At 67.8% G+C, this 22,483-nt stretch carries 24 protein-coding genes and 2 pseudogenes; 9 read left to right on the top strand and 17 right to left on the bottom strand.

What is annotated here, in order from left to right; genetic code table 11:
- Positions 1-161: 161 nt before the first annotated feature.
- The 6 genes from Q7W02_24665 to accC all read right to left on the bottom strand — a co-directional run bounded on the left by Q7W02_24665 (position 162) and on the right by accC (position 5,804).
- Positions 162-1,103: an ABC transporter substrate-binding protein gene (locus Q7W02_24665; protein ID MDO8479322.1), complete on the bottom strand. Its 942-nt coding sequence runs from the start codon at positions 1,101-1,103 to the stop codon at positions 162-164.
- Positions 1,100-2,089 (bottom strand): ABC transporter substrate-binding protein, encoded by a 990-nt coding sequence (locus tag Q7W02_24660; GenBank protein MDO8479321.1) that lies wholly within the window; start codon positions 2,087-2,089, stop codon positions 1,100-1,102. The genes Q7W02_24665 and Q7W02_24660 overlap by 4 nt, the downstream gene beginning before the upstream one ends.
- Positions 2,090-2,156: 67 nt before the next feature.
- Positions 2,157-3,020: a transporter substrate-binding domain-containing protein gene (locus Q7W02_24655; protein MDO8479320.1), complete on the bottom strand. Its 864-nt coding sequence runs from the start codon at positions 3,018-3,020 to the stop codon at positions 2,157-2,159.
- A gap of 19 nt (positions 3,021-3,039) precedes the next feature.
- A complete protein-coding gene (locus Q7W02_24650) occupies positions 3,040-3,789 on the bottom strand; it encodes an amino acid ABC transporter ATP-binding protein (protein MDO8479319.1) in 750 nt (249 codons plus the stop codon).
- A gap of 15 nt (positions 3,790-3,804) precedes the next feature.
- A complete protein-coding gene (locus Q7W02_24645) occupies positions 3,805-4,302 on the bottom strand; it encodes a biotin/lipoyl-containing protein (protein ID MDO8479318.1) in 498 nt (165 codons plus the stop codon).
- Positions 4,299-5,804, bottom strand: a complete 1,506-nt coding sequence (gene accC, locus Q7W02_24640) for an acetyl-CoA carboxylase biotin carboxylase subunit (GenBank protein MDO8479317.1) — start codon at positions 5,802-5,804, stop codon at positions 4,299-4,301. Before accC ends, Q7W02_24645 begins: the two co-directional genes overlap by 4 nt.
- Positions 5,805-6,016: 212 nt before the next feature.
- Between accC and Q7W02_24635 the strand changes: the two genes are divergently transcribed.
- Positions 6,017-6,418 carry a hypothetical protein gene (locus Q7W02_24635; protein MDO8479316.1) on the top strand — a complete coding sequence of 134 codons (402 nt, stop codon included), beginning with the start codon at positions 6,017-6,019 and terminating at the stop codon, positions 6,416-6,418.
- Between the two features lie 63 nt (positions 6,419-6,481).
- On the opposite strand, the gene Q7W02_24630 is transcribed toward Q7W02_24635, so the two are convergent.
- Genes Q7W02_24630 through Q7W02_24605 form a run of 6 tightly spaced genes read right to left on the bottom strand, consistent with a single transcriptional unit; the run spans position 6,482 to position 10,235 of the window.
- A complete protein-coding gene (locus Q7W02_24630; protein MDO8479315.1) occupies positions 6,482-7,012 on the bottom strand; it encodes a TlpA disulfide reductase family protein in 531 nt (176 codons plus the stop codon).
- On the bottom strand, positions 7,012-7,344 hold the full coding sequence (locus Q7W02_24625) for a redoxin domain-containing protein (protein ID MDO8479314.1): 333 nt from the start codon (positions 7,342-7,344) through the stop codon (positions 7,012-7,014). Before Q7W02_24625 ends, Q7W02_24630 begins: the two co-directional genes overlap by 1 nt.
- Before the next feature lie 9 nt (positions 7,345-7,353).
- Positions 7,354-7,554 (bottom strand): redoxin domain-containing protein, encoded by a 201-nt coding sequence (locus Q7W02_24620; protein MDO8479313.1) that lies wholly within the window; start codon positions 7,552-7,554, stop codon positions 7,354-7,356.
- 23 nt (positions 7,555-7,577) lie between these two features.
- Positions 7,578-8,603, bottom strand: coding sequence for an ABC transporter substrate-binding protein (locus Q7W02_24615; protein MDO8479312.1), 1,026 nt, complete (start codon positions 8,601-8,603; stop codon positions 7,578-7,580).
- A 37-nt stretch (positions 8,604-8,640) separates the two neighbouring features.
- Positions 8,641-9,441: an ABC transporter permease gene (locus Q7W02_24610; GenBank protein MDO8479311.1), complete on the bottom strand. Its 801-nt coding sequence runs from the start codon at positions 9,439-9,441 to the stop codon at positions 8,641-8,643.
- Positions 9,438-10,235 carry an ABC transporter ATP-binding protein gene (locus Q7W02_24605; protein MDO8479310.1) on the bottom strand — a complete coding sequence of 266 codons (798 nt, stop codon included), beginning with the start codon at positions 10,233-10,235 and terminating at the stop codon, positions 9,438-9,440. The genes Q7W02_24610 and Q7W02_24605 overlap by 4 nt, the downstream gene beginning before the upstream one ends.
- A 99-nt stretch (positions 10,236-10,334) precedes the next feature.
- Here Q7W02_24605 and Q7W02_24600 point away from each other — a divergent pair, with 99 nt between their 5' ends.
- Positions 10,335-10,832 (top strand): hypothetical protein, encoded by a 498-nt coding sequence (locus Q7W02_24600; protein MDO8479309.1) that lies wholly within the window; start codon positions 10,335-10,337, stop codon positions 10,830-10,832.
- Between the two features lie 23 nt (positions 10,833-10,855).
- Positions 10,856-11,713 (top strand): N-formylglutamate amidohydrolase, encoded by an 858-nt coding sequence (locus Q7W02_24595; GenBank protein MDO8479308.1) that lies wholly within the window; start codon positions 10,856-10,858, stop codon positions 11,711-11,713.
- Positions 11,714-11,733: 20 nt separating this feature from the next.
- Here the strand turns inward: Q7W02_24595 and Q7W02_24590 are convergent, their stop codons facing one another.
- The 4 genes from Q7W02_24590 to Q7W02_24575 form a co-directional block, all read right to left on the bottom strand.
- A complete protein-coding gene (locus Q7W02_24590) occupies positions 11,734-12,180 on the bottom strand; it encodes a HEAT repeat domain-containing protein (protein ID MDO8479307.1) in 447 nt (148 codons plus the stop codon).
- A gap of 83 nt (positions 12,181-12,263) precedes the next feature.
- Positions 12,264-13,604, bottom strand: coding sequence for a TRAP transporter large permease (locus Q7W02_24585; protein MDO8479306.1), 1,341 nt, complete (start codon positions 13,602-13,604; stop codon positions 12,264-12,266).
- The gene (locus tag Q7W02_24580) at positions 13,601-14,170 is read right to left on the bottom strand and encodes a TRAP transporter small permease (protein ID MDO8479305.1); all 570 of its coding nucleotides are present in this window, start codon (positions 14,168-14,170) and stop codon (positions 13,601-13,603) included. The genes Q7W02_24585 and Q7W02_24580 overlap by 4 nt, the downstream gene beginning before the upstream one ends.
- 69 nt (positions 14,171-14,239) lie before the next feature.
- Complete coding sequence (locus tag Q7W02_24575; GenBank protein MDO8479304.1) at positions 14,240-15,244, bottom strand: TRAP transporter substrate-binding protein; 1,005 nt, start codon at positions 15,242-15,244, stop codon at positions 14,240-14,242.
- A gap of 173 nt (positions 15,245-15,417) precedes the next feature.
- Between Q7W02_24575 and Q7W02_24570 the strand changes: the two are divergent.
- From Q7W02_24570 to Q7W02_24560, 3 genes and pseudogenes are all read left to right on the top strand, one after another.
- Positions 15,418-15,639, top strand: a pseudogene (locus tag Q7W02_24570) (fatty acid desaturase).
- 179 nt (positions 15,640-15,818) lie between these two features.
- Positions 15,819-17,018 carry a fumarylacetoacetate hydrolase family protein gene (locus tag Q7W02_24565; protein ID MDO8479303.1) on the top strand — a complete coding sequence of 400 codons (1,200 nt, stop codon included), beginning with the start codon at positions 15,819-15,821 and terminating at the stop codon, positions 17,016-17,018.
- Between the two features lie 76 nt (positions 17,019-17,094).
- A pseudogene (locus Q7W02_24560) lies at positions 17,095-18,282 on the top strand (ABC transporter substrate-binding protein).
- 283 nt (positions 18,283-18,565) lie between these two features.
- Here the strand turns inward: Q7W02_24560 and Q7W02_24555 are convergent.
- Positions 18,566-19,087: a transposase gene (locus Q7W02_24555; protein ID MDO8479302.1), complete on the bottom strand. Its 522-nt coding sequence runs from the start codon at positions 19,085-19,087 to the stop codon at positions 18,566-18,568.
- A gap of 168 nt (positions 19,088-19,255) precedes the next feature.
- Here Q7W02_24555 and Q7W02_24550 point away from each other — a divergent pair, with 168 nt between their 5' ends.
- From Q7W02_24550 to Q7W02_24540, 3 genes are read left to right on the top strand one after another with little or no spacing between them, the layout of a single operon-like run.
- A complete protein-coding gene (locus Q7W02_24550) occupies positions 19,256-20,497 on the top strand; it encodes a tyrosine-type recombinase/integrase (protein ID MDO8479301.1) in 1,242 nt (413 codons plus the stop codon).
- Positions 20,491-21,402 (top strand): tyrosine-type recombinase/integrase, encoded by a 912-nt coding sequence (locus Q7W02_24545; protein MDO8479300.1) that lies wholly within the window; start codon positions 20,491-20,493, stop codon positions 21,400-21,402. Before Q7W02_24550 ends, Q7W02_24545 begins: the two co-directional genes overlap by 7 nt.
- Positions 21,399-22,424, top strand: a complete 1,026-nt coding sequence (locus Q7W02_24540) for a tyrosine-type recombinase/integrase (protein MDO8479299.1) — start codon at positions 21,399-21,401, stop codon at positions 22,422-22,424. Before Q7W02_24545 ends, Q7W02_24540 begins: the two co-directional genes overlap by 4 nt.
- The last annotated feature ends 59 nt before the right edge of the window (positions 22,425-22,483 follow it).

Raw genomic sequence — 22,483 nt, 5'->3', positions numbered from 1 at the left:
GGCCACCTGTACGTTCACTTTCGTTACGGCCCGGGGACTCACTCACCATCCTTTCGATGGCTTTGTCGATGGGCTTCAGGGTCTCGGTTTCCCTCCACCCTGCCATCCAAGTTACGGGGCTCTGGCTCTTACCCCGGCGGGCTTGCTTCCCGCTGAACACGTCAGCTTTCTCTGGACGCACGGTTGATCACCAGCTCGAACTTCGTCGGCTGCTCCACAGGCAGGTCGGCGGGCTCCGTACCCTTGAGAATCTTGTCCACGTAGGTAGCAGCGCGCCGATGCAAATCAGCAATGTTCGGGCCATAGGACATAAGGCCCCCGGCATCGACACTGTCCCTCGATGGGTACACTGCCGGCAGCCGGTTCTTTGCCGCCAGGTCCACGAGGCGTCTTCGCTCCCTGAAAAACATCGTGCTTCCCAACACGGTCAGAGCACCCGCGCGCGCCCTGGTCATGTCCGAGAAGGCCCTGTCGAAATCGGCGGGACCTCGCGTCTCAACGAATTGAAGCCGTACCCCCAGCGCCCGGGCCGCGACTTCTGCTTCCTTCAGCATGTCCTTGTCCGTGCGTTCGGGGAGGACACCTGGCTGCCGGAGGACAGCGACCCGACTGACCCCTGGAACGGCCTGCTTGAGCTGTTCCAGACACTTGCCGACTAGCTCCGGGGCGAGGACGGACAACCCCGTGACATTGCCGCCCGGCCGCGCAAGGCTGGTGACGAGCTCGCTCCCAACCGGATCGGCAACAGAAGCGAAGACAATGGGAATAGTCTTGGTCGCTTGCTTGGCGGCCAGGGCGGCGAGTGTGCCTCCTCCGGCCGCGATGATGACATCAACCTTGAGCGCAACCAGTTCGGCCGCGAGAGCGGGGAACCGCTCGAGCTTCCCCTCGGCATATCGGTATTCGATCACGAGGTTGCGGGCCTCGACGTAACCGTGGTCACGCAGTCCTTGGAGGAAGGCCTCTCGCAGGTGGGGGGCAGCGGCCGGGTTGTCCCCCAGCCAGCCTATTCGAGGGACCTTGGCCGCCTGCTGGGCCTCGGCGACGAGCGGCGCGGCGAGCACTCCGGCGAGCGTGCCGATGAACTCCCGCCGCGTGGTCACTGGATTACCTCGTCCGCCCGCTGCAGCAGCGACTGCGGGATCGTCAGGCCGAGGGCCTTGGCGGTCTTGAGGTTGATCAGCAGATCAAACTTCGTCGGCTGCTCGACGGGGAGATCGGCGGGCTTGGCGCCCTTGAGGATCTTGTCGATGTAGGTTCCCGCGCGACGGTACACGTCAGCTTGATTCGGCCCGTAGGACATCAGCAGCCCTTCTCGGACATTCTGGGGGTAGAGCGCTATCGTCGGGAGCCGGTTCTTGATCGCGAACTGTGCGATCCTCTGAACGTCAAGAAGCGCGATTGGTAGGGGATGCACGAACAAGGCTTCCTCACGTTGCCTCAGGGCGGCCGCGAAGGCGGCGTCGAGATTCGCCGCCGTTCGCACGTCGACACGCTCCAGCCTGACGCCCAAGATCTTGGCTGCGGCGTCCATCTGCTTATCGGGCAACGTCTGGCCGGGATTCGTCGTGTCCATCCATACCGCCACCCGAGACACCGAGGGAGCAGCCTCCTTGAGGATCTCGAGGGCTTTGGGGACCATGTCGGGGGTGAGGACAGACAAGCCCGTGACGTTGCCTCCAGGTCGCGCCAGGCTGGTCACGAGCCCGCTCCCGACGGGATCGCCGACGTAAACCATGACGATCGGGATCGTCTTCGTCGCCTGCTTGGCCGCCAGGGCCGATGCCGTGCCCGCCGCAACGAGGACATCTACCTTGAGACGAACCAATTCGGCCGCGAAGCCTGGGAATCGGTCGGCCGCCCCTAGTGCACCTCGGCATTCAATGATGATGTTCTGGCCCTCGACGTAACCGAGCTCGCGCAGCCCTTGGCGGAATGGGCCCATTATTTCAGGGCGAAGCGGACACCCTAAATAGGTCAGATAGCCTATCCGGTAGGCCTTGCTCGCCTGCTGCGCGCTCGAGCCGGAAGGCGCCGAGCAGAGAGCGACGGCAACCATCAGGAGGAACCCCAGGACTCTGAGCCTCATGACCTTGCCCCCCTTCCCCTCCCTCTTCCCCAAGGAGAAGAGGGAGGGGAAGGGGAGAAATCAACGTCTACTTGGGGACGGCCTGGTAGAGCATGAATGTGCGGACGCCGGCGGACATCGGATACGGCAGCTCGCCCTTGGGCCCGAACCACTTCTCGTAGATCTCGAAGTACTTGCCCGACTCGATGCCGTCCATCAGCGCGTTGTTGACGGCCGCTCGGAAGTCCGAGTCGTTCTTTCGCATGGCCATGCCGTACGGCTCGTAGGAGTAGAAGTCGCCCACGATCTCCCACTGGGCCGGGTTGGGCGTCTTGATCTTGAGGCCGGCCAGCTGGATGCCGTCGTTGGTGTAGGCGTCCACCTGCCCTTGCAGCAGGGCCTGGAAGGCGGCCGGCTGGTCGGGGAACTCGCGCAGCTGCGCCTTGGGCGCCTTCTCCCGGATGATCTTGGCGTTGGTCGAGCCCTGCTGGGCCGCGATGCGCTTGCCGTCGATGTCCTTGATGCTGCGGATCTTGCTGCCCTTCTTGACCAGGAACTGCGCGCCCGTCACGAAGAACGTGATGGAGAAGTCCACGCTGTCGCGCCGCGTGCGGGTGTCCGTCATGGTGCCGGCAACGAGATCCACGGCGTTGGAGCTGAGAAGCGCGATGCGCGTGGGCGGCGTGGATTCCTTCTTCTCGACCTTGATCGGCTTGCCGAGCTTCTTCTCGAGCGCGGGCTTGATCAGCTCGTCGACGAGGTCGATGGTGAAGCCGACCCACTCGTTTTTGCTGTTGACGTAGGCGAAGGGCGGCGAGCCCGTGCGCGTGCCGATGGTGAGCGTGCCGGACTGGTTGATCTTCTCGAGCGTGCCTTGAGCCTGGGCCAGCGCCGGCGTCACCGAGGACGCGAGCACGGCCAGAGCCGCGACGAGAGCCAAAACCTTTTTCATGCGTTGCCTCCTTTGGCGGTTAGTGGGACAGGATCTTGGAGAGGAAGTCCTTGGTGCGGTCGGACCTCGGGGCCGAGAAGAACTCCTGCGGCGTCGCGGCCTCGACGATCTGGCCCTCGTCCATGAAGATGACGCGGTGGGCGACGCGCCGGGCGAAGCCCATCTCGTGCGTCACGACCATCATGGTCATGCCCTCCTTGGCGAGGTCTGTCATCACGTCGAGCACCTCGTTGATCATCTCGGGGTCCAGCGCGGAGGTCGGCTCGTCGAAGAGCATGATGCGCGGCTGCATGGCGAGCGCGCGCGCGATCGCGACGCGCTGCTGCTGGCCGCCCGAGAGGTTGGCCGGGTGCTTGTCGGCCTTTTCCGGGATGCGCACGCGGGCCAGGAGGTCGCGGGCGATCTTCTCCCCCTCGGCCCGGGAGAGACCTTTGACTTTCATGGGCGCGAGCATGATGTTCTCGAGCGCGGTCATGTGGGGGAAGAGGTTGAAGGACTGGAACACCATGCCGACCTCGGCGCGGAGCTTCGACAGGTTCACCCCGTTGCCGGCGATCGGCTCGCCGTAGACCCAGATCTCGCCCTGCTGGATGGGCTCGAGGCGGTTGACGCAGCGGATGAGCGTGCTCTTGCCCGAGCCCGAGGGGCCGCAGACCACGACCACCTCGCCGGGCTCCACGTCCAGCGTGACGTCCCTCAGCACGTGGAGCGGGCCGAACCACTTGCCGACCTGCTTGTACCGGATCGCGGGGATCGAGGCGGCGGTCATGGGCTACTCGGGGGGCTACTCGATCACCAGGAGGACGTCGCCAGGGTTCACGGCCTGGCCGGCCTCGACGCGGATTTCTTTAACTGTGCCCGTAACGCCAGCCTTGAACTCATTCTCCATCTTCATGGCCTCGAGAATGACGAGACCGTCACCCGGCTTGACCACCTGGCCCACGGCGACCTCGACGAGCACCACGCGGCCGGGCATGGGCGCCTTGAGCACCTGCCCTCCGGCCGCCGCTGCGCCGCCGCGCGTGCGAATGATGTAGCGCGTCTCTTCCTCCACGCGGATCGCGTAAGTCTCACCCTCGACGTGGACGACGAAACATCCGTCTTCCTCGGTTACGTCCGCCGCCGTCGACGCCTGACCCAGCAGCAGCGACCAGCCGCCGCCGCCCGTCGGCCGCGCGTCCACGTGAAGGACTTCCTCGCCCAGCGCCACGCGGTAGCGGCCGCCCGAGCCGGTGACGTCCACGGGGATGACCTCGCCGTCGAGCTGCGCCTCGAACTTCACCGTGCCCTCCAGCGGGACGCGGCGGGCCGCCCCGACCGCGCCCAGGGGCCCGGCCCCTGCGCCGCCTGCGGCGCCGCCTGGCGTCCCGCGCGCTCGTAGGCCTCGAGGACGGCGGCGATCAGCGCCACGGTGCGGCGCGAACCGCTGCCGTGGCCGCCAGGCAGGCGCTCCATGAAGTGCGTGTCGAGCCTGCCCGCAACGAAGTCCGGGTGCCGCACGATGCGGCGCAGGACGGGCAGCGTGGTCCGCACGCCGCTCACGTGGTACTCCGCGAGCGCACGATCCATCCGCGCGATCGCGGCCTCGCGGTCCGGCGCCCAGACGATGAGCTTGGCCATCAGCGTGTCGTAGTAGCGCGGCACCGTGTAGCCCTCGTAGACGCCCGAGTCGTCGCGCACCCAGGGGCCGCCCGGCGCGCGCAGTCCCAGGATCTTCCCCGGCGAGGGCATGAAGTTGGCGTCGGGGTCTTCCGCGTTGATCCGGCATTCGATGGCGTGGCCGTTCCAGACGATGTCCTCCTGCGTGTAGCCGAGCTTCTCCCCCGCGGCGATCCTGATCTGCTCGCGCACCAGGTCGCGCCCCGTGACGAACTCGGTCACCGGGTGCTCGACCTGCAGGCGCGTGTTCATCTCGAGGAAGTAGAAGTTGCGGTCGCGGTCCACGAGGAACTCGACGGTGCCGGCATTCACGTAGCCCGCCGCCGCCGCAATCCTGCAGGCGGCCTCGCCCATCGCCCGCCTCATGGCCGCGTCCACGCATGGAGCCGGGCTCTCCTCGACGAGCTTCTGGTGCCGGCGCTGGATGGAGCACTCGCGCTCACCCAAATGGACGACGGTGCCGTGGGCGTCGGCCAGGATTTGGACCTCGACGTGGCGCGGCGCGGCGATGTAGCGCTCGATGTAGACGGACGCGTCGCCGAAGGCCGAGCCTGCCTCGGAGCGCGCGGCACGCAGGGCGCCCTCGAGCTCGGCGTACGCGTGCACCAGGCGCATACCCTTGCCGCCGCCGCCCATGGCCGCCTTGATCATCACCGGATAGCCGATCTCTCTCGCCACCCGCGCGGCTTCCGCCCCGTCGGCCAGCGGCTCGGAGGTGCCGGGCACGAGCGGCACGCCCAGCTTGGCCGCCACGCGGCGCGCGGCCATCTTGTCTCCCATGGAGCGCACGGCAGCGGGCGGCGGACCGATGAAGACGAGCCCGGCCGCGGCGCACGCCTCGGCGAAGGCCGCGTTCTCGGCGAGGAAGCCGTAGCCCGGGTGGACTGCCTGGGCGCCCGTGGCGCGGGCAGCCGCGATGATCTTGTCGTGGTTGAGGTAGCTCTCGGAGGCGGGCGCGGGACCAATGGCCACCGCTTCGTCGGCCTGGAGCACGTGCAGAGACTCGCGGTCGGCCTCGGAAAAGACGGCGACGGTGGCGATGCCCATCTCGCGGCAGGCGCGGATGACCCGCACCGCGATTTCACCGCGATTGGCGATCAGGACCTTCGTGAAGGGGAACGTCACGGCGGGAGAAATGATAGCAGGCCCGCCAGGACGGGGCAAACACGCGGGCCCGACGGTAGTGTCTCAGCTTGAATTGAGAAAGAGGGTAGTGTCTTAGTTTCGGTAGCACGATCCCGGGAGGCTCTTGACACGTGAGAGAGCGGTTGCTAAGAGAGTCTACGGGGTTAGCGGCTCACTCAGCTAGCAGAAACAAGGACAAGGAGACAACACCCATGAAGAAGCTCTGGATCATCTGTACGGTGGCAGTGTTACTTGCTACTGGGTTCGCGCTTCCAGTGATGGCCGAGGATCAGAATGTCGTGGGCACTTGGAATGGAACGGTGAGAGTCAGGCAGGGCAACCGGCTCGCCGAGGACGAATTCACTCTGGTGCTAAAGCAAGACGGTCAGGCGGTGACAGGGACATGGAGTCAGAAGCTGGGCGGCACAGGCAGTAGAGGAGGAAAAGCCGCCGAGGACATACCCGCGAACGGGACGCTCGCGGGGGACAAGCTGTCGCTCAAGATCGGCCAGCGACGGTGGCTTGAAGCCACGGTCAACGGCGACTCAATGAATGGCCGCACAGCAGCTGGTGACAACCCAGCCGGCATCGTTACCGGAACGAGACCCAAGTAGGACGGTACGAAGCCCGGAACACGGAGACGCTCTCGGGCTCGACCTGAGGCACTACCGGCCCGACTACTTGGCGGGCTGCCTCAGCACCTCGAGAAGCAGGCTCTTCACGGCCGGCGTGCTCCAGTCCCGTTCGCCCACGACGCGCGCGACGAGCCGCCCCTGCCGGTCGATGAGATAGGCCGTCGGGGGGCCGAAGACACCGTAACCGATCCCCGTGACGTCGCCCTTGCGGTCAACGAGGACGGGCGCCGTGTAGCCGCGCTCGGCGGCCGTGCGCTTGACCAGCGCCGGGTCCTCGCGGAAGCTCACGAGCCTGACCTCGAGCCCCTTCGACCGGAGCTCCGTGTAGAGCTTGTTGACGGGAGGCAACTCCTCCCGGCACGTCGGTCACCAGGTCGCCCAGAAGAAGAGCAGCACCACCTTTCCGCGCAGATTTTCGAGGCGCGTCACCTTGCCGTCGGGGTCCGGCAGCGCGAAGGCGGGCGCCGGCTTGGGCGGCTCGTAGGGCTGCGCGTCGAGCGCGGCCCAGTTCGGGGCGGCGGCGGCCGTCTGCGCCGCGAGCAGCAGGATTCCGACCGCCGCCGCCCAACGCATCACGAGGCTCCGGATTCCTTGAGGGCCTTGAGCAGATCGGCAGGCTCAAGCAGGTCGAGCGGATTGGCCATCACCTTGACGTAGCGGACGACGCCCTGGCGGTCGATGATGAAGTACGCGCGCTTTCCATACCGGTACATGGGGCTCTTCTCATCGGTGACCATGGCGTCATAGGCCGGCAGCATGGTGCGGCGAAAGTCGGAGGCAATGCCGTGCTTCAGCGGGTTCTGCTTGACAAATGCGTCCAGCGTTGCCACGTGATCGGCGCTCACGCCCAGAACCTGGGCGCCCGCGGCCTCGAACTGGGGCATGGCCCCTTCGATGCCGAGGATCTCCTTGGTTCAGGGCCCGGTGAAAGCTTGAATGAAGGTGTAAACGACGATAGGCCCCTTGCCGAGCATGTCCACCAGCTTGACCTGCTTGCCGCCAGGCCCCGCCAGCGTGAAGTCGGGCGCCTTCTGGCCCACCTCGAGCGCGGTGGCGGAGCCGGCCAGGCCGAGCACGAGGACGAGCCCGGCGATCAGCATCAGTCGCGTGCGCATGACACCCTCCTTGGTCGAGACGTTCACTTCTCGGGGACGGCCTTGGCGGCCTCCTCCACGAACGACGTGTCCACGATACCCTTGAGCGGGATCGTGCGCTTCATGAAACCGTTCTGTGTCCACCACTGCATCTGCCTCTCGATGTCGGTGACGAGCAGGCGGCCGTTCCGGTCCTGGAAGGGAAAGCCGAGACGAATGACCTCGGGCCGCGCCTCCGTGTACTTCGCCGTGATGCGGACCACCTCGTCGTAGTCGGCGCCGGGCGCCGGCTTGCCGTCCCTCTGGACCAGCACCGCGTCGTAGTAGTAGCGCGAGGCCTTGACGTAGCCCTTCATGAAATCGACCGCGCGCTTGCGGTCGGCCGCAAATTTCTTCGAGTAAAAGACGGTGGCCACCTGCCACGGGTAGAGGTCGCCGGCCCAGAAGAGGATCTTGCCGAAGCCCTGGGACTCCGCCACGCCCGGGAAGGGCTGAGGCAGGAGGATCGCGTCCACCTGCTTGCCCTTGAGCGCCTCGATGGCCGCCGGCATGGTCTGCAGCGGCACCACGCGGACATCCGCCAGCTTGAGCCCGGTCTTCTCGAGGACGTTGCCGAGGTGGTAGTGGAAGGTCGAGCCCAGCGTGGTGATGCCGATGCGCTTACCCTTGAGGTCGGCGATCCCTCGCAGGCCGCCGTCGTACAGCTCCCGCTGGACCACGATGCCCGTGAGCGGGTAACCCGGCCACTCGCGCCCCTTGTCGGCCACGATCCACATCTGCTCGCCGCCGAGCACGATGTTGTAGAGCGCCGCCGTGACGCCGGTGGCGCCCACGTCGATCTGCCCCGTCGCCAGCGCCGTGGCGATGGGCGCGGCGGCCTGGAAGAAGACCAGCTCGGGCTCGATGCCGAACTCCTTGAAGAAGCCCTTCTCGACGCCGATGAAGAGCGGCGCCGACGAGGTCAGCTTGAGCGCGCCGACCTTGACCTTCTGCTGGGCGTGCGCGGGCGCCGGGCCGGCCCAGAGAGTGGCCGCGCAGACCGCCAAGACGAGTGCCGCGATTCGGCGCATCGAGAAGCCTCCGTTGGTCACCGGTGTGGTCCTGGTTCTAGGTATGTCGCCACGGCACCGCCAGCCGCTCGCAGCGAGCGAGCGCCCAGTGTGAGAGCAGGCCGAGAAGAGACAGCACCACGATCCCCACCATGAGCTTGGTGGTGTCCATGATGTTGCCCGCGTGGAGCACGAGGAAGCCGATGCCGGAGTCGGCGGCGATCATCTCCGCCGCGACCAGGAGAAGCAGCGCCGTGCCCGCTCCCAGCTTGAGCCCCGCGAAGATCATGGGCAGGGCCGAAGGCAGGATGACCTTCCGGATCACGCTCCATCGGCCGGCGCCGAACGCGACGGCTGCGCGCACGAGCAACGGGTCCGCTTCACGCACTCCGGCGTACGTGTTGATCGCCATCGGGAAGAAGACGCCCAGCGCGATGACGGCGACCTTGGACGGCTCGCCGATGCCGAGCCAGAGAATCAGGAGCGGCAGCAGCGCGATTTTCGGGATGGGGAAGGTCGCGGCGATGAGCGGCTGGCCCACGGCATCTGCCAGCGAGAAGAACCCCGTCCCGACCCCGACGGCGACGCCGGCGGCGCCGCCCGCGGCAAAGCCCAGCAGGAGCCGGCGCAGGCTCGCGCCGACGTGCACGAAGAGCTGACCCGAGGCCGCCATCTCGCCGAGCTCCCTCAGCACGCCGACCGGCGACGGCAGGAAGAGCGCCGGGATCCATCCGACGCGCGTCAGCGCCTCCCAGAGAACGAGGAGCCCGGCCAGCGCCGCGACGCGGAGCAGCCGGTGCTCGGGGCGGCGCAGGAAGGCCGCGCGGTCCTGGACGGCCACGCGCGACGGGCCGCTCACGCGCGCCCCTCTCGCAGCGCCGCCTGGGCCTGCGTCTTGATCAGCCCCCAGATGCGTTCGGCGGCGTGGACGAAGGCGGGCTCGCCCATCTGCCCCTCGTGCCGCGGCCGCTTGAGCTCGATTGGCACGACGTCGAGCACCCGTCCCGGCCGCCGCGAGAGCACGACGACGCGGTCGGCCATGTAGACGGCCTCCTGGATGTTGTGCGTGACGTAGACGATGCTCGTGCGCGCCCGCTCCCAGATGCCGAGCAGCTCTTCCATCATGAGCGTGCGCGTCTGGGCGTCGAGGGCCGAGAAGGGCTCATCCATGAGCAGCACGGCCGGATCCACCGCCAACGCCCGCGCGATGCCGACCCGCTGCCGCATCCCGCCGGAGAGCTGGTGGGGGAACTTGTCCTCGAAGCCCTCGAGCCCCGTCATGGCGATGAAACGCGCCACGCGCTCCTTCCGTTCCGCGGGAGCCGTCCCCAGCTCCTCGAGGCCGAACTCGACGTTGCCCCGCACGGTCCGCCAGGGGAACAGGGCAAACTCCTGGAAGACCGTGGCCGTCAGCGGCTGGTCGTCCCGGCGCTCGCCTTCGAAGAAGACCTGGCCCGCCGTCGCCGGTAGGAGCCCGGCCATGATGCCGAGGAGCGTGGACTTGCCGCAGCCGGAAGGGCCGAGGACGGCCACGAACTCCTCCGCCTCTACCGTCAGGGCGATGGCCTCGAGCGCGGCCAGCTCCTGGCCGCTCCGGTCGCGATAGGTCTTGGACAGCCGGTCCACGATGACGCGCATGGCGAGACGCGCCACAGCATACCAGCATGGGGTCCGGCTTGCCTCGCCCGCGGCCATCATCTATCATCGCCCGGCGGCCAACGATCCTTTCCTCTATATCCCGGGAGACCGAGCATGACTCGAAGCGATTCAGGGCGGGCGGTGATGATCGCGCTGTCGTCGGCGGCGCTCTTGGCCTGCGCCTCGGGGGCCGTGAGCGGGCGTGTCAGCCTGGCGGGTCAGCAGGCAACGCCGCTCACCATGACGTGGAACTCGGGGCTCTTCGGCGAGAGCGGGAAGATGTCGGCCGTCATGCCCGACGGCGAGCGCTTCTCCGGGAAGTACACGGTTGTGAGCCCCGGCATGACGCGCAGCTCGCTCGAGCCGGCCTGGACCGGAGACGAGCCGGGCGAGAACCAGGGGCAGATCGACGACAGCATGTGGGGGGCGGGGCGGGACCATTTTGCCTTCACCAAAACGTTTGAGAACAAGGCCGTCGCCACGCTCAAGGGCGACCGCGGCACGACGATGCTCTGTCGCTTCAATCTCGACGCCGGAGGAGCCGGCATGGGCGGCGGAGGCACGGGCGAGTGCCAGACCTCCAATGGCGCGAAGATCACCGCGTCGTTCTAGTGTCCCGAGACGTAGATCAAGCGATGGAGCAGTCGTTCCCGATCGTCAGACACCCCCTGCCCGGGACGCGCACGCCGGTTCTGGTGAGCGTGCCGCACTACGGCACGCAGCCACTGCCCCATATCACCCGCGACGATTATGGCGAGCCCTGGTATGAATCCTTCGCCTACGGGTTCGCCGATACCTTTGCGGCCGATCTCTACGGCGACCTGCACGAGCATGGGGCCACAGTCCTCGCGACGCCCTTTTCGCGCATGTTCGTCGACGTCAATCGCCGCCGCGATGACTTCGAGCACCACGACGGCGAGGTGCGCTCCCGACGTGGGGTAGTCCGCACCCATACCATGCGCGACGTGCCCATCTTTGCGCGGCCGCTCGGGCTTGCCGACCTCGAACACCGGCTACAGACGCTCTACGATCCCTACTACTCGACCCTGGAGCACCTGCTCGCCCAGATCCGTGACGCGCACGGGCACGCGATCCTCCTCGATGGCCACACCGGCAGCCCGCGCCGGATGAAGGACCACCAGGTGATCATCGGCACGCGCCACGAGGCCACCTGCGCCCCGCAGCTCACGGCGACCGTGGCCGCGATCTTCACCCGCCACGGCTTCGAGGTGCACGAGAACGTCAGCGGTTACACCGGCGGCAACATCGTGGCCACGTTCGGCCAGCCCCAGACCCGGCGCGTCCACGCGCTCCAACTGGAGATCAACGCGTCGCTGCTGATCACGACCACCCGCGAGGAATTCATCGCCCATGTATCGCGAGGGGGAATCCCCGAGAAGGCCGAGGAGAACATCGCCCGTGTTCGCCACTGCCTCCGCGAGGTGCTCGTGGCCCTGCCCTCGGTACTCGCGGCCGTGGCGCGCGGCGAGTGAACATCCACGGAGGCTGTCCGCTAGTCCTTCCTCCGCTCCGCCTTCGGGCCGCCCGCTGCGGCGGAGGTGAGTTTCTCCACCGCGTCGGCGGCGGCCGCCGCCACATCCTCTTCCCTGCCCTGCATGGCCCGGAGCAGCGCCGGGAGCGCCCGCCGGTCACCGAGCTCGCCCAGGAGCGAGGCGACGCGCTCGCGCACCCAGGAGTCCTCGTCACGCAACCCGCGAAGCAGGGCAGGCAGGGCGCGCTCGGGAGCGAGGGTGGCCAGGGCCACCAGAGCCTCCTCCCGCACATCCTCATCGTCGTCCGAGCGTGCCGCAGTCTCCAAAGCCTCGGCAGCCCCCGGCTGCCGCAACGCGGCGAGCAGCTTGACGGCGCGCATCCGGACGAACCAGTTCTGGTCCCGGAGTGCCGCCAGCAGCGCCTCGAGGGCCCGGTCGTCCCCGTGGATCGGGGTCAGGTCTTGCATTCATACATTCCTCCCTCGGCTCCGCCGCCGCGAGCGACCATATCCCGAGGCCCGATGTCGGATTGCAAGACCTGACCCCGGCGCTATTTGGGGCAGATCCAGCCGGCTCCGCTGGGGTTGGGGAAACAGCCGACCGATTGCGGCAGCAGCTGCTTCGGCAGCCACAGCACCACGTCGGGGTACAGCACCGTGAAGGCGATGGTGAAGAAGAACACGATGTAGAGAGGGAGCGATCGGACCATCGCGCGGTAGAACGGCACGCCGATGAATTTCGACGCGATCAGCAAGCACAGCCCGTAGGGCGGCGTGATCAATCCGAACACCAGCGTGGTGATGATGACCACGCCCATGTGCACGGGGTTGATGTGACCCACCTCCGTCAGCTTATTGATGATGGGCATGAAGATGATGATGGCCGGGATCGCGTCGATGAAGTCGCCGAGGATCACGAACAGCACGACCAGGAGGAGCATGATCATCTTCGGGTCGGTGCCGGCGTAGTAGCTGATGTACTCGGCCACCGTGTCGGGGCCGCGCAGATAGGCCAGCATCCAGCCGAAGGCCGAGGCGGCGGCTACCAGCGCCAGCGGCAGCGAGTACAGGAGGCCGGTGTACATGAAGTCGCCCGGCAGGTTCCTTATATGGCGCGGATTCAGCACCGGGATGAGTACCAGCAAGATGTAGGCCGCCGCGACCATGCCGGCCTCGGTCGGCGTGAACCAGCCGGTCAGGATGCCCCCCATGATGATGACTGGGATCACCATCGGCAGGGCCGAGCCGCGCGCCGCCACGAAGACGTCGACCATCCTGGCGCGCTTCTTCATGGTGCCGACGGGACCGAAGAAGTAGCTGTAGATCATCAGCCCGATGCCGATCATCACCCCCGGCACCACGCCGGCCAGGAACAATCCGCCGATCGACACGTTGCCGGTGGCGCCGTAGACCACCGCCATGATCGACGGCGGGATCAGGTTGGCCATGGTCGAGGCCGAGGCGATCAGCGCCGCGGTGAAGGCGCGGTCGTAGCGCTCCTTGTCCATCTCGGGCGCCACGGTGCGGCTCAGCACCGCGACGTCGGCAGCCGAGGAGCCCGAGATGCCCGCGAAGAACATGCTGAACAGCGTGACGACCTGGGCCAGCCCGCCGCGCAGGTGCCCCACCAGCGCCTGGGCGAGGCGGATCATGCGATGGATCACGTCGGACGACGACATCAGCTCGCCGACGAGGAGGAAGAAGGGGACGGCCAGGAGCGCCTCGGAGTCGATGCCGTGGAACAACTGTCCGATCATCGACTGGAAGCTGATCGGGGTGAACGCCGTCACCACCAACACGCCCGCGATGATCGCGAACGCCACCGGCACGCCCATGTAGCCCAACAGCAGGAACAAGCCTCCCATCAAGACCAGAAGCAAGCCGGAGCTCATTCGACAGGCTCCGGCAGGAATTCGTCGTCCTCTGGACCCTCGAAGCCGTTGTGCCATCCATTGACCATCTGCTCGACGCAAAACAGCATCACCAGGGCGCCCGAAATCGGCACGACGCCGGTATAGACGGTCAGGGGAATGAGCCAGGGCATGCGGAAGCTGCCCAGGTCCAGCATCGCGTTCTTGTAGCCGAACCAGACCATGAATCCGGCCACGATCAGCACAACCAGCCGGTTGAAGGTCTCGATCGCCCAGCGGTTGGTACCGGTCATATGCTTGGTGATCTCGGACAGGTAGATATGGTCGTTGCGCCGAATGGCGGCGGCAATGCCGATGAACGCGCCCCAGGCGAAGAATGCCGTGGTCGCCTGTTGCAGCCACAGCCAAGGATAGCCGATGGTACGCGTCACCACGTCCAGGAAGACGCACAGCGTAAAGACGCTGATGCACACTCCGCACAGGGCCATCAAGCCGGCCTCGAGCGGGTCCAGCCATTTCCATTTCAGGTGGCGGTGGCGCTGGAGGATCAGCGCTCTATTTGCGGCAAAGTCGGTCACGGCTGCCATGTGCGTATCCCTGTCGCGCGAAGCGCGGCGGCGCTGCCCGCACCGCCGCGCCGTATCACATCGGTGGGACTACTTCACCGCGCGGACGAGACCCAGGATCTTGACCGCATGGGGCCCGAGCTCCGTGGCCAGCTGGTCCTGGATGGGCGCGGCGGCCTTCATGAAGCCGGACTTGTCGACCTTGGAGTTGACCTTCACGCCGATCTTCTGAAGCTTGACGGCCGATTCGGCCTCCAGCTTGAAGGCCATGGCGGGCTCGCGCCGGCTCACTTCGTCGGCCGCCTCCTGGACCCACTTCTTCTCTTCGGCGCTGAAGCTGTTCCAGGCCTTGTCGCTGACCCAGATGCAGTTGTTGTTGGCCTCGTGCTGGGTCATGTTCAGCACCGGCGCCACTTCGTAGTGCTTGTTCGTCTCGTACACGTTGACACCGTTCTCGGCCACGTTCACCACGCCGGTCTGGAGCGACACGTAGACCTCGCCGAAGGGCATGTGCACGGTCTGCGCGCCATAGGCCGGGAAGTGCGTGTCCTCGGTCTTGGTCGCCTGCACGCGCACCTTCAGGCCCTTGAGGTCCTCGACCTTGCTGATCTCCTTTTTGCTGTACATGTTGCGGAAGCCCATGGTGATCAGGCCGATGACCTGGGCGCCCTGCGTCGATTCCTTGATCATCGCGCGGAACGCGGAGGACACGGCCGGGTCGGCCAGCGCCCTGGCCAGATGGTTCTCGTCGCGGAAGATGAAGTGAAGCGAGAACACGCCGGCTTGCGGCGCCACGCTGGCCGCGTTCGCGGTTGCCGTGATGACGAAGTCGATGTCCCCCGCGCGGAGCTTCTGCAGCGTCTGCGGCTCGGTCCCCAGTTGCGCGCCGGGGAACTGATTGATGCTGAGCTTGCCGCCGCTCAACGCCTTCAGCTTTTCGTCGAATATGTTCGCGGCGATGCCGTAGGCCGTCGTCACCGGCTGGTCGTAGGCGAAGCTCAGCTTGCGCTGCGCCGAGGCATCGCTCCACAGCCCCAGCGTCAGGACGCCCGCGGCAAGGGCCGCGAGTCCAAATTGTCTCATGGCGAATTTCATTGCTTTTCCCTCCCGGTATGACGCGAACTGGGTTGTCGGGTTCGATTTGCAGCACACATGGTCGCCGATCTGCCACGCGCCGTCAAGGCGGAGCGGAGATGACATAAAACCCGTTCTCAGGCATGACCCGCCGAGCCCGAGGGTCCTCCCTCGGGACCTGTCTTGTCACAGCCACGTGGCATCAGCTCGTGGCGCGGCTGCGGAGCATCGCCGAGCATGCGGTGGTGCCCGATGACGACGACCCTCTGCGGAATACCCGCACGACGGCGGCCGGCCCGCTGGCGCGCGCGTTCCTGGCCCCGTACTGGGTCAACTACCATCTCGAGCACCACCTGCTCATCTTCGTCCCGTGCTGGAAGCTCCGGCGCGCCCACGCACTGCTCCTCGCGAAGGGCTAGGGGCCCCGCATGGAGGTGGCCTCGGGCTATGGGGACGTTCTCTCGCGCGCCACAGGAGCCTAGGCGCCGCCTCCGATTTGACCTGCCATCCGCGGTCTGGCAGGATCGGCGCGGGCACCGGGCCGCCGGCGGTAGATCCGAATATCGTAGTGCAGACCTTGCCCTGGGAGGGGACGATGACGTCGACATCGAGGCTGTCCGCCAGCGAATGCGTGCCCACGGACGCCGCGGCCCTGTTGATCGGCCGGGCGTGGGTCCCTGCCGAGGATGGACCGTCTGTCATCGCGGTGCGCGGCGACCTGGCCGTGGACCTGACGCCCGCGTATCCGACGGTCAGCCATCTGCTGAACGTCGCCAAGCCTGACGACCTGCGGACGGCGATCAAGGTCGGCCCTGTCATCGGGCGCCTCGGTGACATCGTGGCCAACAGCACGGAAGGTCATCGCGACTCGTCGCGCCCCTGGCTCCTGGCACCGTGCGACCTGCAGGCCGTCAAGGCGAGTGGGGTGACCTTCGTCGCGAGCCTCCTCGAGCGCGTGATCGAAGAGCGAGCGCGCGGCAACCCAGCCCTGGCCGATGGTGTCCGGCGGGAGATCCAGGCCATTGTCGGGCCCGACCTGCGTGGCGTCCGTCCCGGCTCCCCGGAGGCGGCCCGCGTCAAGGAGGTGCTGATCGCCCGGGACATGTGGTCGCAGTACCTCGAAGTCGGGATCGGGCCCGACGCGGAGCTCTTCACCAAGTGTCCGCCCATGGCCGCGGTCGGTCTCGGCGCCCGCGTGGGAATCCATCCAGCCTCCGTCTGGAGCAATCCAGAGCCCGAGCTCGTCCTCGTGATCAATAGCGCGGGTGTGATCGTCGGCGTCACCCTGGGCAATGACGTGAACCTGCGGGACGTCGAGGGGCGGAGCGCGCTCCTCCTGGGTCGCGCGAAAGACAACAATGCCTCGTGCGCCGTGGGCCCCTTCGTGCGGGTGCTGGACGAGACGTTCACGCTCGACGCCGCGCGCCGCCTGACCTTCGAGACCGTGGTGGAGGGCCCCGACGGCTTCCGCGTGACACACACGACGCGCGTGAGCGAGATCAGCCGTGACCTGGCCGATCTTGCGTCACAAGCGCACAGCCGCTACCACCAGTACCCCGACGGCCTGCTGCTCTTCATCGGCACCATGTTCGCCCCCGTGGACGATCGCGGCGCCCCCGGGAGCGGGTTCACTCACAAGACGGGGGACGTCGTCCGCATCGCCGCGAGCGAGCTCGGCGCACTGGTCAACGAGGTGGTGACCTGCGATCAGGCGGAGCCGTGGAGTTTCGGCACCGGGGCCTTGATGGCCAACCTCGCCCGACGTGGTCTGCTCATGGACAAGGGGCGTCGCTGAGAGAGGCTACGCCACCGAGCGGTGAACGAAGCTGAGGTCAAAGGAGGGACGCGCGATGCGCTGGCTCAAGATCTTGATGGCTGTATTCGCCGCCGCCGTATTGGTGGCGCCCACGCTGAGCTCCGCCCAGGACGGCGGGGTGAAGATCGGCGTGCTGGACGACATGTCCGGCCCCTATTCTGACAATACCGGTCCGGGCGACCTGCTGGCGGTGCGGATGGCAGTGGCGGATTTCGGCGGGAGTGCGCTCGGCAAGCTCATCGAGGTGATCTCGGCCGACATGCAGAACACGGTCGATGTCGGCGTCGGGATCGCGCGCCGCTGGTACGAGCAGGACCAGGTCGACCTGATCATCGGCATCCCGCATTCAGCTATCGCCCTCGGCGTGGTGAAGCTCGCAGAGCAGTCCAACCGGCTGGTGATGCCGACCGCCGCGGCGACGGCGGAGCTGACCGGCAAGTCATGCTCGGCGCACAGCGTGCACTGAGTGTACGACACCTACGGCCAGAGCAAGACCCTCGTCAACGCCGTCGTGAAGCAGGGCGGCGATTCCTGGTTCTTCATCACCGTCGACTACGCCTTCGGCCACGCGCTGGAGCAGAACGCGAGCGACTTCGTCAAGGCCGCGGGCGGCAAGGTGCTGGGCTCGGCGCGGCATCCGCTGAACAACCCGGACTTCTCGTCCTTCCTGCTGCAGGCGCAAGCCTCGAGGGCCAAGGTGGTGGTGATGGCGAATGGCGGCGCCGACATCACCAATGCGATCAAGCAGGCGAAGGAGTTCGGGCTCGAGCGTGGAGGCCAGCGAGTGGCGGCGCTCCTGATCCAGTATCCCGAAGTGCGGGCGATCGGTCTCCCGACCGCGCAGGGGCTCCTGATGGCGAGCTCGTTCTACTGGGACATGAGCCCGGAGGCCCGGGCCTTCACCGACCGGTTTACCGCAGCCAAGGGTATGCCGCCGACCATGATCCAGGCCGGCACCTACGGCGCCACCATGCATTACCTGAAGGCGGTCAAGGCGGCCGGTACCGACGAGGCGAAGGCGGTCATGGCAAAGATGAAGGAGCTGCCCATCAACGACCTCATGACCAGGCAGGGCCGCATCCGCGAGGACGGGCGCGTGATCCGCGACATGTACCTGATGCAGGCCAAGACGCCCGACGAGTCGAAGAGCGAGTGGGACCTGGCGAAGATCGTCGCGACGATCCCGGGCGACCAGGCGTTCCGCCCTCTCGCCGAGGGCGGCTGCCCGTTGGTGAAGAAGTAGCCATGCCATGAAGGGGAGCCGCGCGCGTATCCTGACCACGCAGGCCGGGAGCGTAGATAACATAAGACCCGTTCTCAGTCAGGGCCCGCCGCGCCCGAGGGTCTTCCCCCGGGGTCTGCCTTGTCACAGCGCGGATAAGCCCCCTCCCACGTCGCGCCGATCCTGCCAGAGCGGGGATCAGCGGTCAAATCGGGACCTTGAATCACAGGGTGGGAGCCCTCCACGGGACCATCAGGCCCCGGCAGGGCAGACGTCCGCGGCGGCCCCGGACCCCCGGCACCGCCTAGACGCTCACGCCGGGAAGTGTCGGCTGCTCGGCTCCTGCCGCAGTCAGTGGCAACGCGGGGCGCGGACCCTCCCGCGCGCCCGGGAGGCCGAGGTGGGCGAGAATCTTTTGAATCACGGCGGGGTCGTCGATCGTAGCGATCCGCTGCATCCGCCCGGCGCAGCGCGGACAGCGCAGGACGTCCAGGTCGAAGGCCCGGCGCATCAGCAGGGCCCAGGTCCAGTAGCGGGGCCTGGGTGCGCCCGCGGCCCCCGCCCGGAGATCCGTCGCCTGGTCCCTCTCCGTGCGTCGGTAGGCGACGACCTCCGCTCGCCACCGCGCGGGCGGGGCCAGCGCGCCGTGGTAGAGCACCAGGTTGATCTCGGGCCGCGGCGTCAAGGCCGCCAGCTTCTCGAGAAACTCCACCGGCTCGAAGAGCAGATACGTCGTCCCATCGCTCCAGGGGTGCTTGAGCTCCAGCCGCACTCGCCCGTCGGCCAGACGCCGCAGGCGGTGCTCGGCCAGCGGCGGCCTCAGCACGTAGCGGCAGTATGCGGACCGGGGAGTTATGCGGACCAGGCGCCCACATGGTCGGGAGGAACGCTGAGAATACCGCGGCTTCGGTCACCTCGGAGGGTGTGACCCGGTCCGCATAATTCGGGCACGCTGGGGTCCCCATTCACCGGGCTTCGGCCCAAGGAGGACCCCATGCTCGAGCGCTGCGTCAAGAACCCCCTCACCCTCCACCGTCTCCACACTGGACCGGCGGGGCCGTGTCTCGACGGCTTCGCGGAATCCATGGGCGCCGCGGGCTACTCGTCCGAGACGATCGGCTCCTACCTGCACGCCGCCGACCACTTGGGCCAGTGGGCCGTGCAGCGCCGCGTGGCCATCGCAGATCTCGATGAGGACCTGCTCGCGCGCTTTGTCCGTCACCTGCCCCGGTGCCGGTGCCGAGGTGGCAAGCGTAGAGGCCACAGGGGTGTGCCGTTTCGCGTCCAGGCGTTCCTGCGGTACCTGCGCGAAGTGGGCGTCGTGACCACGTCCGTGCCGGAGGCGACCCGTCCGCCACTGGTGACCGAGTACAGCGTGTGGATGCGCGACCGGCGCGGCCTGGCCGCCACGACGATGGCCCACTCGGTGCCGGTGGTCCAGGCCCTGCTCGCCACCGTGGGCGACGATCCCACTGGGCTGGCTGCCGCGGGCGTGCGCCGGTTCGTGCTCGAGTACATCCAGCAGCATGCGCCCGCGTCGGCGGGCTGCGTCACGACGATCGTCCGATGCTTCCTCCGGTGGCTCGTCGTGCACGGGCGGTGCTCGCCCGACCTCGTCGCGGCCGTGCCCACGATGCCCACGTGGCGGCTGGCCACGCTCCCTCGCGCCCTCGCGGATGCCGATGTGGAGCGCATCATCGAGGCCTGCGATCGCCCCAGCCCCGTGGCGCGGCGCGATCGCGCCATGCTGTTGCTGCTCGCCCGCCTCGGTCTGCGGGCGGGGGACGTCGTCGCGCTCCGGCTCGGCGACATTGAGTGGGAGCGGGGACGGCTGCGCGTCGTCGGCAAGGGGCGGCGCGAGACGCGGCTGCCGCTGCCTCAGGATGCGGGCGATGCGATGCTCGGGTACCTGGAGGCCGAGCGTCCCGCCGCCGCCACGGATCACGTCTTCCTGACCGCCCGCCCTCCCATCCACCCGCTCCGCTCAAGTGGCTTGCGCGATGTCGTCTGTCGCGCGATCGGGCGCGCCGGCGTTCAGGCGCCGTCCCGGGGGACCCACATCCTGCGCCATTCGCTCGCGACCCGGCTGCTCCGCGACGGCGCGACGCTCGACGCGATCGGCGCCGTGTTGCGCCACCGCGACGTCAACACGACGGCGCTCTACGCCAAGGTGGATGTCGGCCGGCTCCGTCAGGTCGCGCAGCCCTGGCCCGACGCGGAGCCGGCGTCATGTTGAGGCCGAGCATCGACGCCTACCTGGCGCTCCGTCGAGCGGTCGGCTTTCGGCTGAAGACGGAGGAGGCCCTGCTGCACGACTTCGCGCGATGGGCTGTCGATCGCGGCGACACGCACGTCCGGACGCAGACGGCGACCGACTGGGCGGCGGCGGCGCGGTCGCTCTGGCAACGGGAGCGCCGGCTCCGGGCAGTCGCCGGCTTCGCGCGCCACGCACGGGCCGAAGATCCCCGGCACGAGGTGCCGCCGATCTTCGTGTTCGGGCGCCGGCACGTGCGTCCCCGGCCCCACATCTACGCGCCGGACGAGCTGCGCCGCCTGCTCGACGCGGCCCGCCAGCTCCCGGCCATCTGGCCGCTACGCCCGCAGGTCTTCACGACGCTGTTCGGCCTGCTCGCGTCAAGCGGCGTGCGGGTGTCCGAGGCGCTGGCGCTGCGATTCGGGGACGTCACGAGTGACGGCCTCGTGATTCGCAAGGCGAAGTTCAACAAGACCCGGCTCGTGCCCTTGCACGAGACCGCCGCCGCGGCGCTCGACGGCTATCTCGAGCGGCGCCGGCGCGCCAGCACGGTGAGCGACTACGTCTTCGTCTCGCCGAAGGGCGGCCGGCTTCCCATGCCGACGGTGACCAAGACGTTCCTGCACCTGGCACGCCACACCGGTCTTCGTGCCGGTCCCGGCACACCCGGACCGCGGATCCACGACCTGCGGCATACCTTTGCGGTACGGGCCCTGGAGGCGTGTCCGCAGGGCGGGAGCCCCGTCGGCTGGCACATGCGTGCGCTGTCGACCTACCTCGGCCATCGCAACGTCGCCGACACGTGCTGGTACCTGCACGCAACGCCGCTGCTGATGCGGGGCGTGGCCGATGCCTGCGAGCGATTCCTCGACGGAGGAGCCCGATGACACCCATTGCGCCCCACATCACCGCGTTCCTCCGGCAGCGGCTCGCCGTGGATCTGCGGGCCAGCCCGCATACCTGCGACACCTACGCCTACGCCTTTCAGCTCCTCTTCCAGTTTATGAACCACGCGCTCGGCGTGGCGCCCGCCGCGCTCGCGCTGGAGGACCTCGACGCGCCACTCGTGTTGCGATTCCTCGACCATCTCCAGCAGGAGCGGCACAACACGCCGCGCACGCGGAACGCCCGGCTGGCCGCCATCCGCTCCTTCATGCGATTCGTCGAGTACCGCGTGCCGGCGGCGCTCGATCAGGTCCGCTGCGTTCGGGCCATCCCCGCGCAGCGGACCGACACGCGGATCGTCCGGCACCTCAGTGCCGAGGAGCAGCGTGCGCTCCTCGACGCGCCCGAGCCGACCACGCGCCTCGGCATCCGCGACCGCGCCATGCTGCTGCTGGCGCTCGCGGGCGGCCTGCGTGTCTCCGAGCTCGTCGGCCTGCGCCTCGACGAGGTGCAGTTCACCGGCCGCTACGTCGACGTGCGTGTGCGCGGCAAGGGGCGCCGCGAGCGCGCCCTGACGCTGTGGAAGTCCGTGGGCGACACGATCCGCGCCTGGCTCGCCGTGCGCGGTGACGCGCCCAGTCCGGAGCTGTTCCTCAACGCCTGGGGCAAGCCCATGACGCGCTCCGGCTTCGAGTGCGTGCTCGCCAAGCACGTCGCCGCGACCGCCGCGCGGTGCCCGTCGCTCCGGGCCAAGCGTGTCTCCCCGCACGTGCTGCGACACACCTGCGCGCTCACCACCCTGCAGGCGACACGCGACCTGCGCAAGGTCTCGCTGTGGCTCGGCCATGCCAGCACACAGACCACCGACATCTACTTGCAGGCCGACCCGACGGAGAAGCTCGAGGCGCTCGCGGCGATGACGCCGCCGGCGCTCCGGCCGGGGAAGTTCCGGCCGCCCGACCGACTGATCGCCGCCCTGAGAGCCCCCACGGTTATGCGGAGTTCCGGCGCGGTTAACCCATGAAGGCAACGACGAAATGGTCCCACAGGTCCGCATAACTCCCCGGTCCGCATAGAGCCGCT

It is taken from the genome of Candidatus Rokuibacteriota bacterium (genome assembly GCA_030647435.1).
Lineage (GTDB): Bacteria > Methylomirabilota > Methylomirabilia > Rokubacteriales > CSP1-6 > AR37.
The sequence above is the reverse complement of the archived record's forward strand: the minus strand, read 5'-3'. Positions and strand labels throughout refer to the sequence as shown.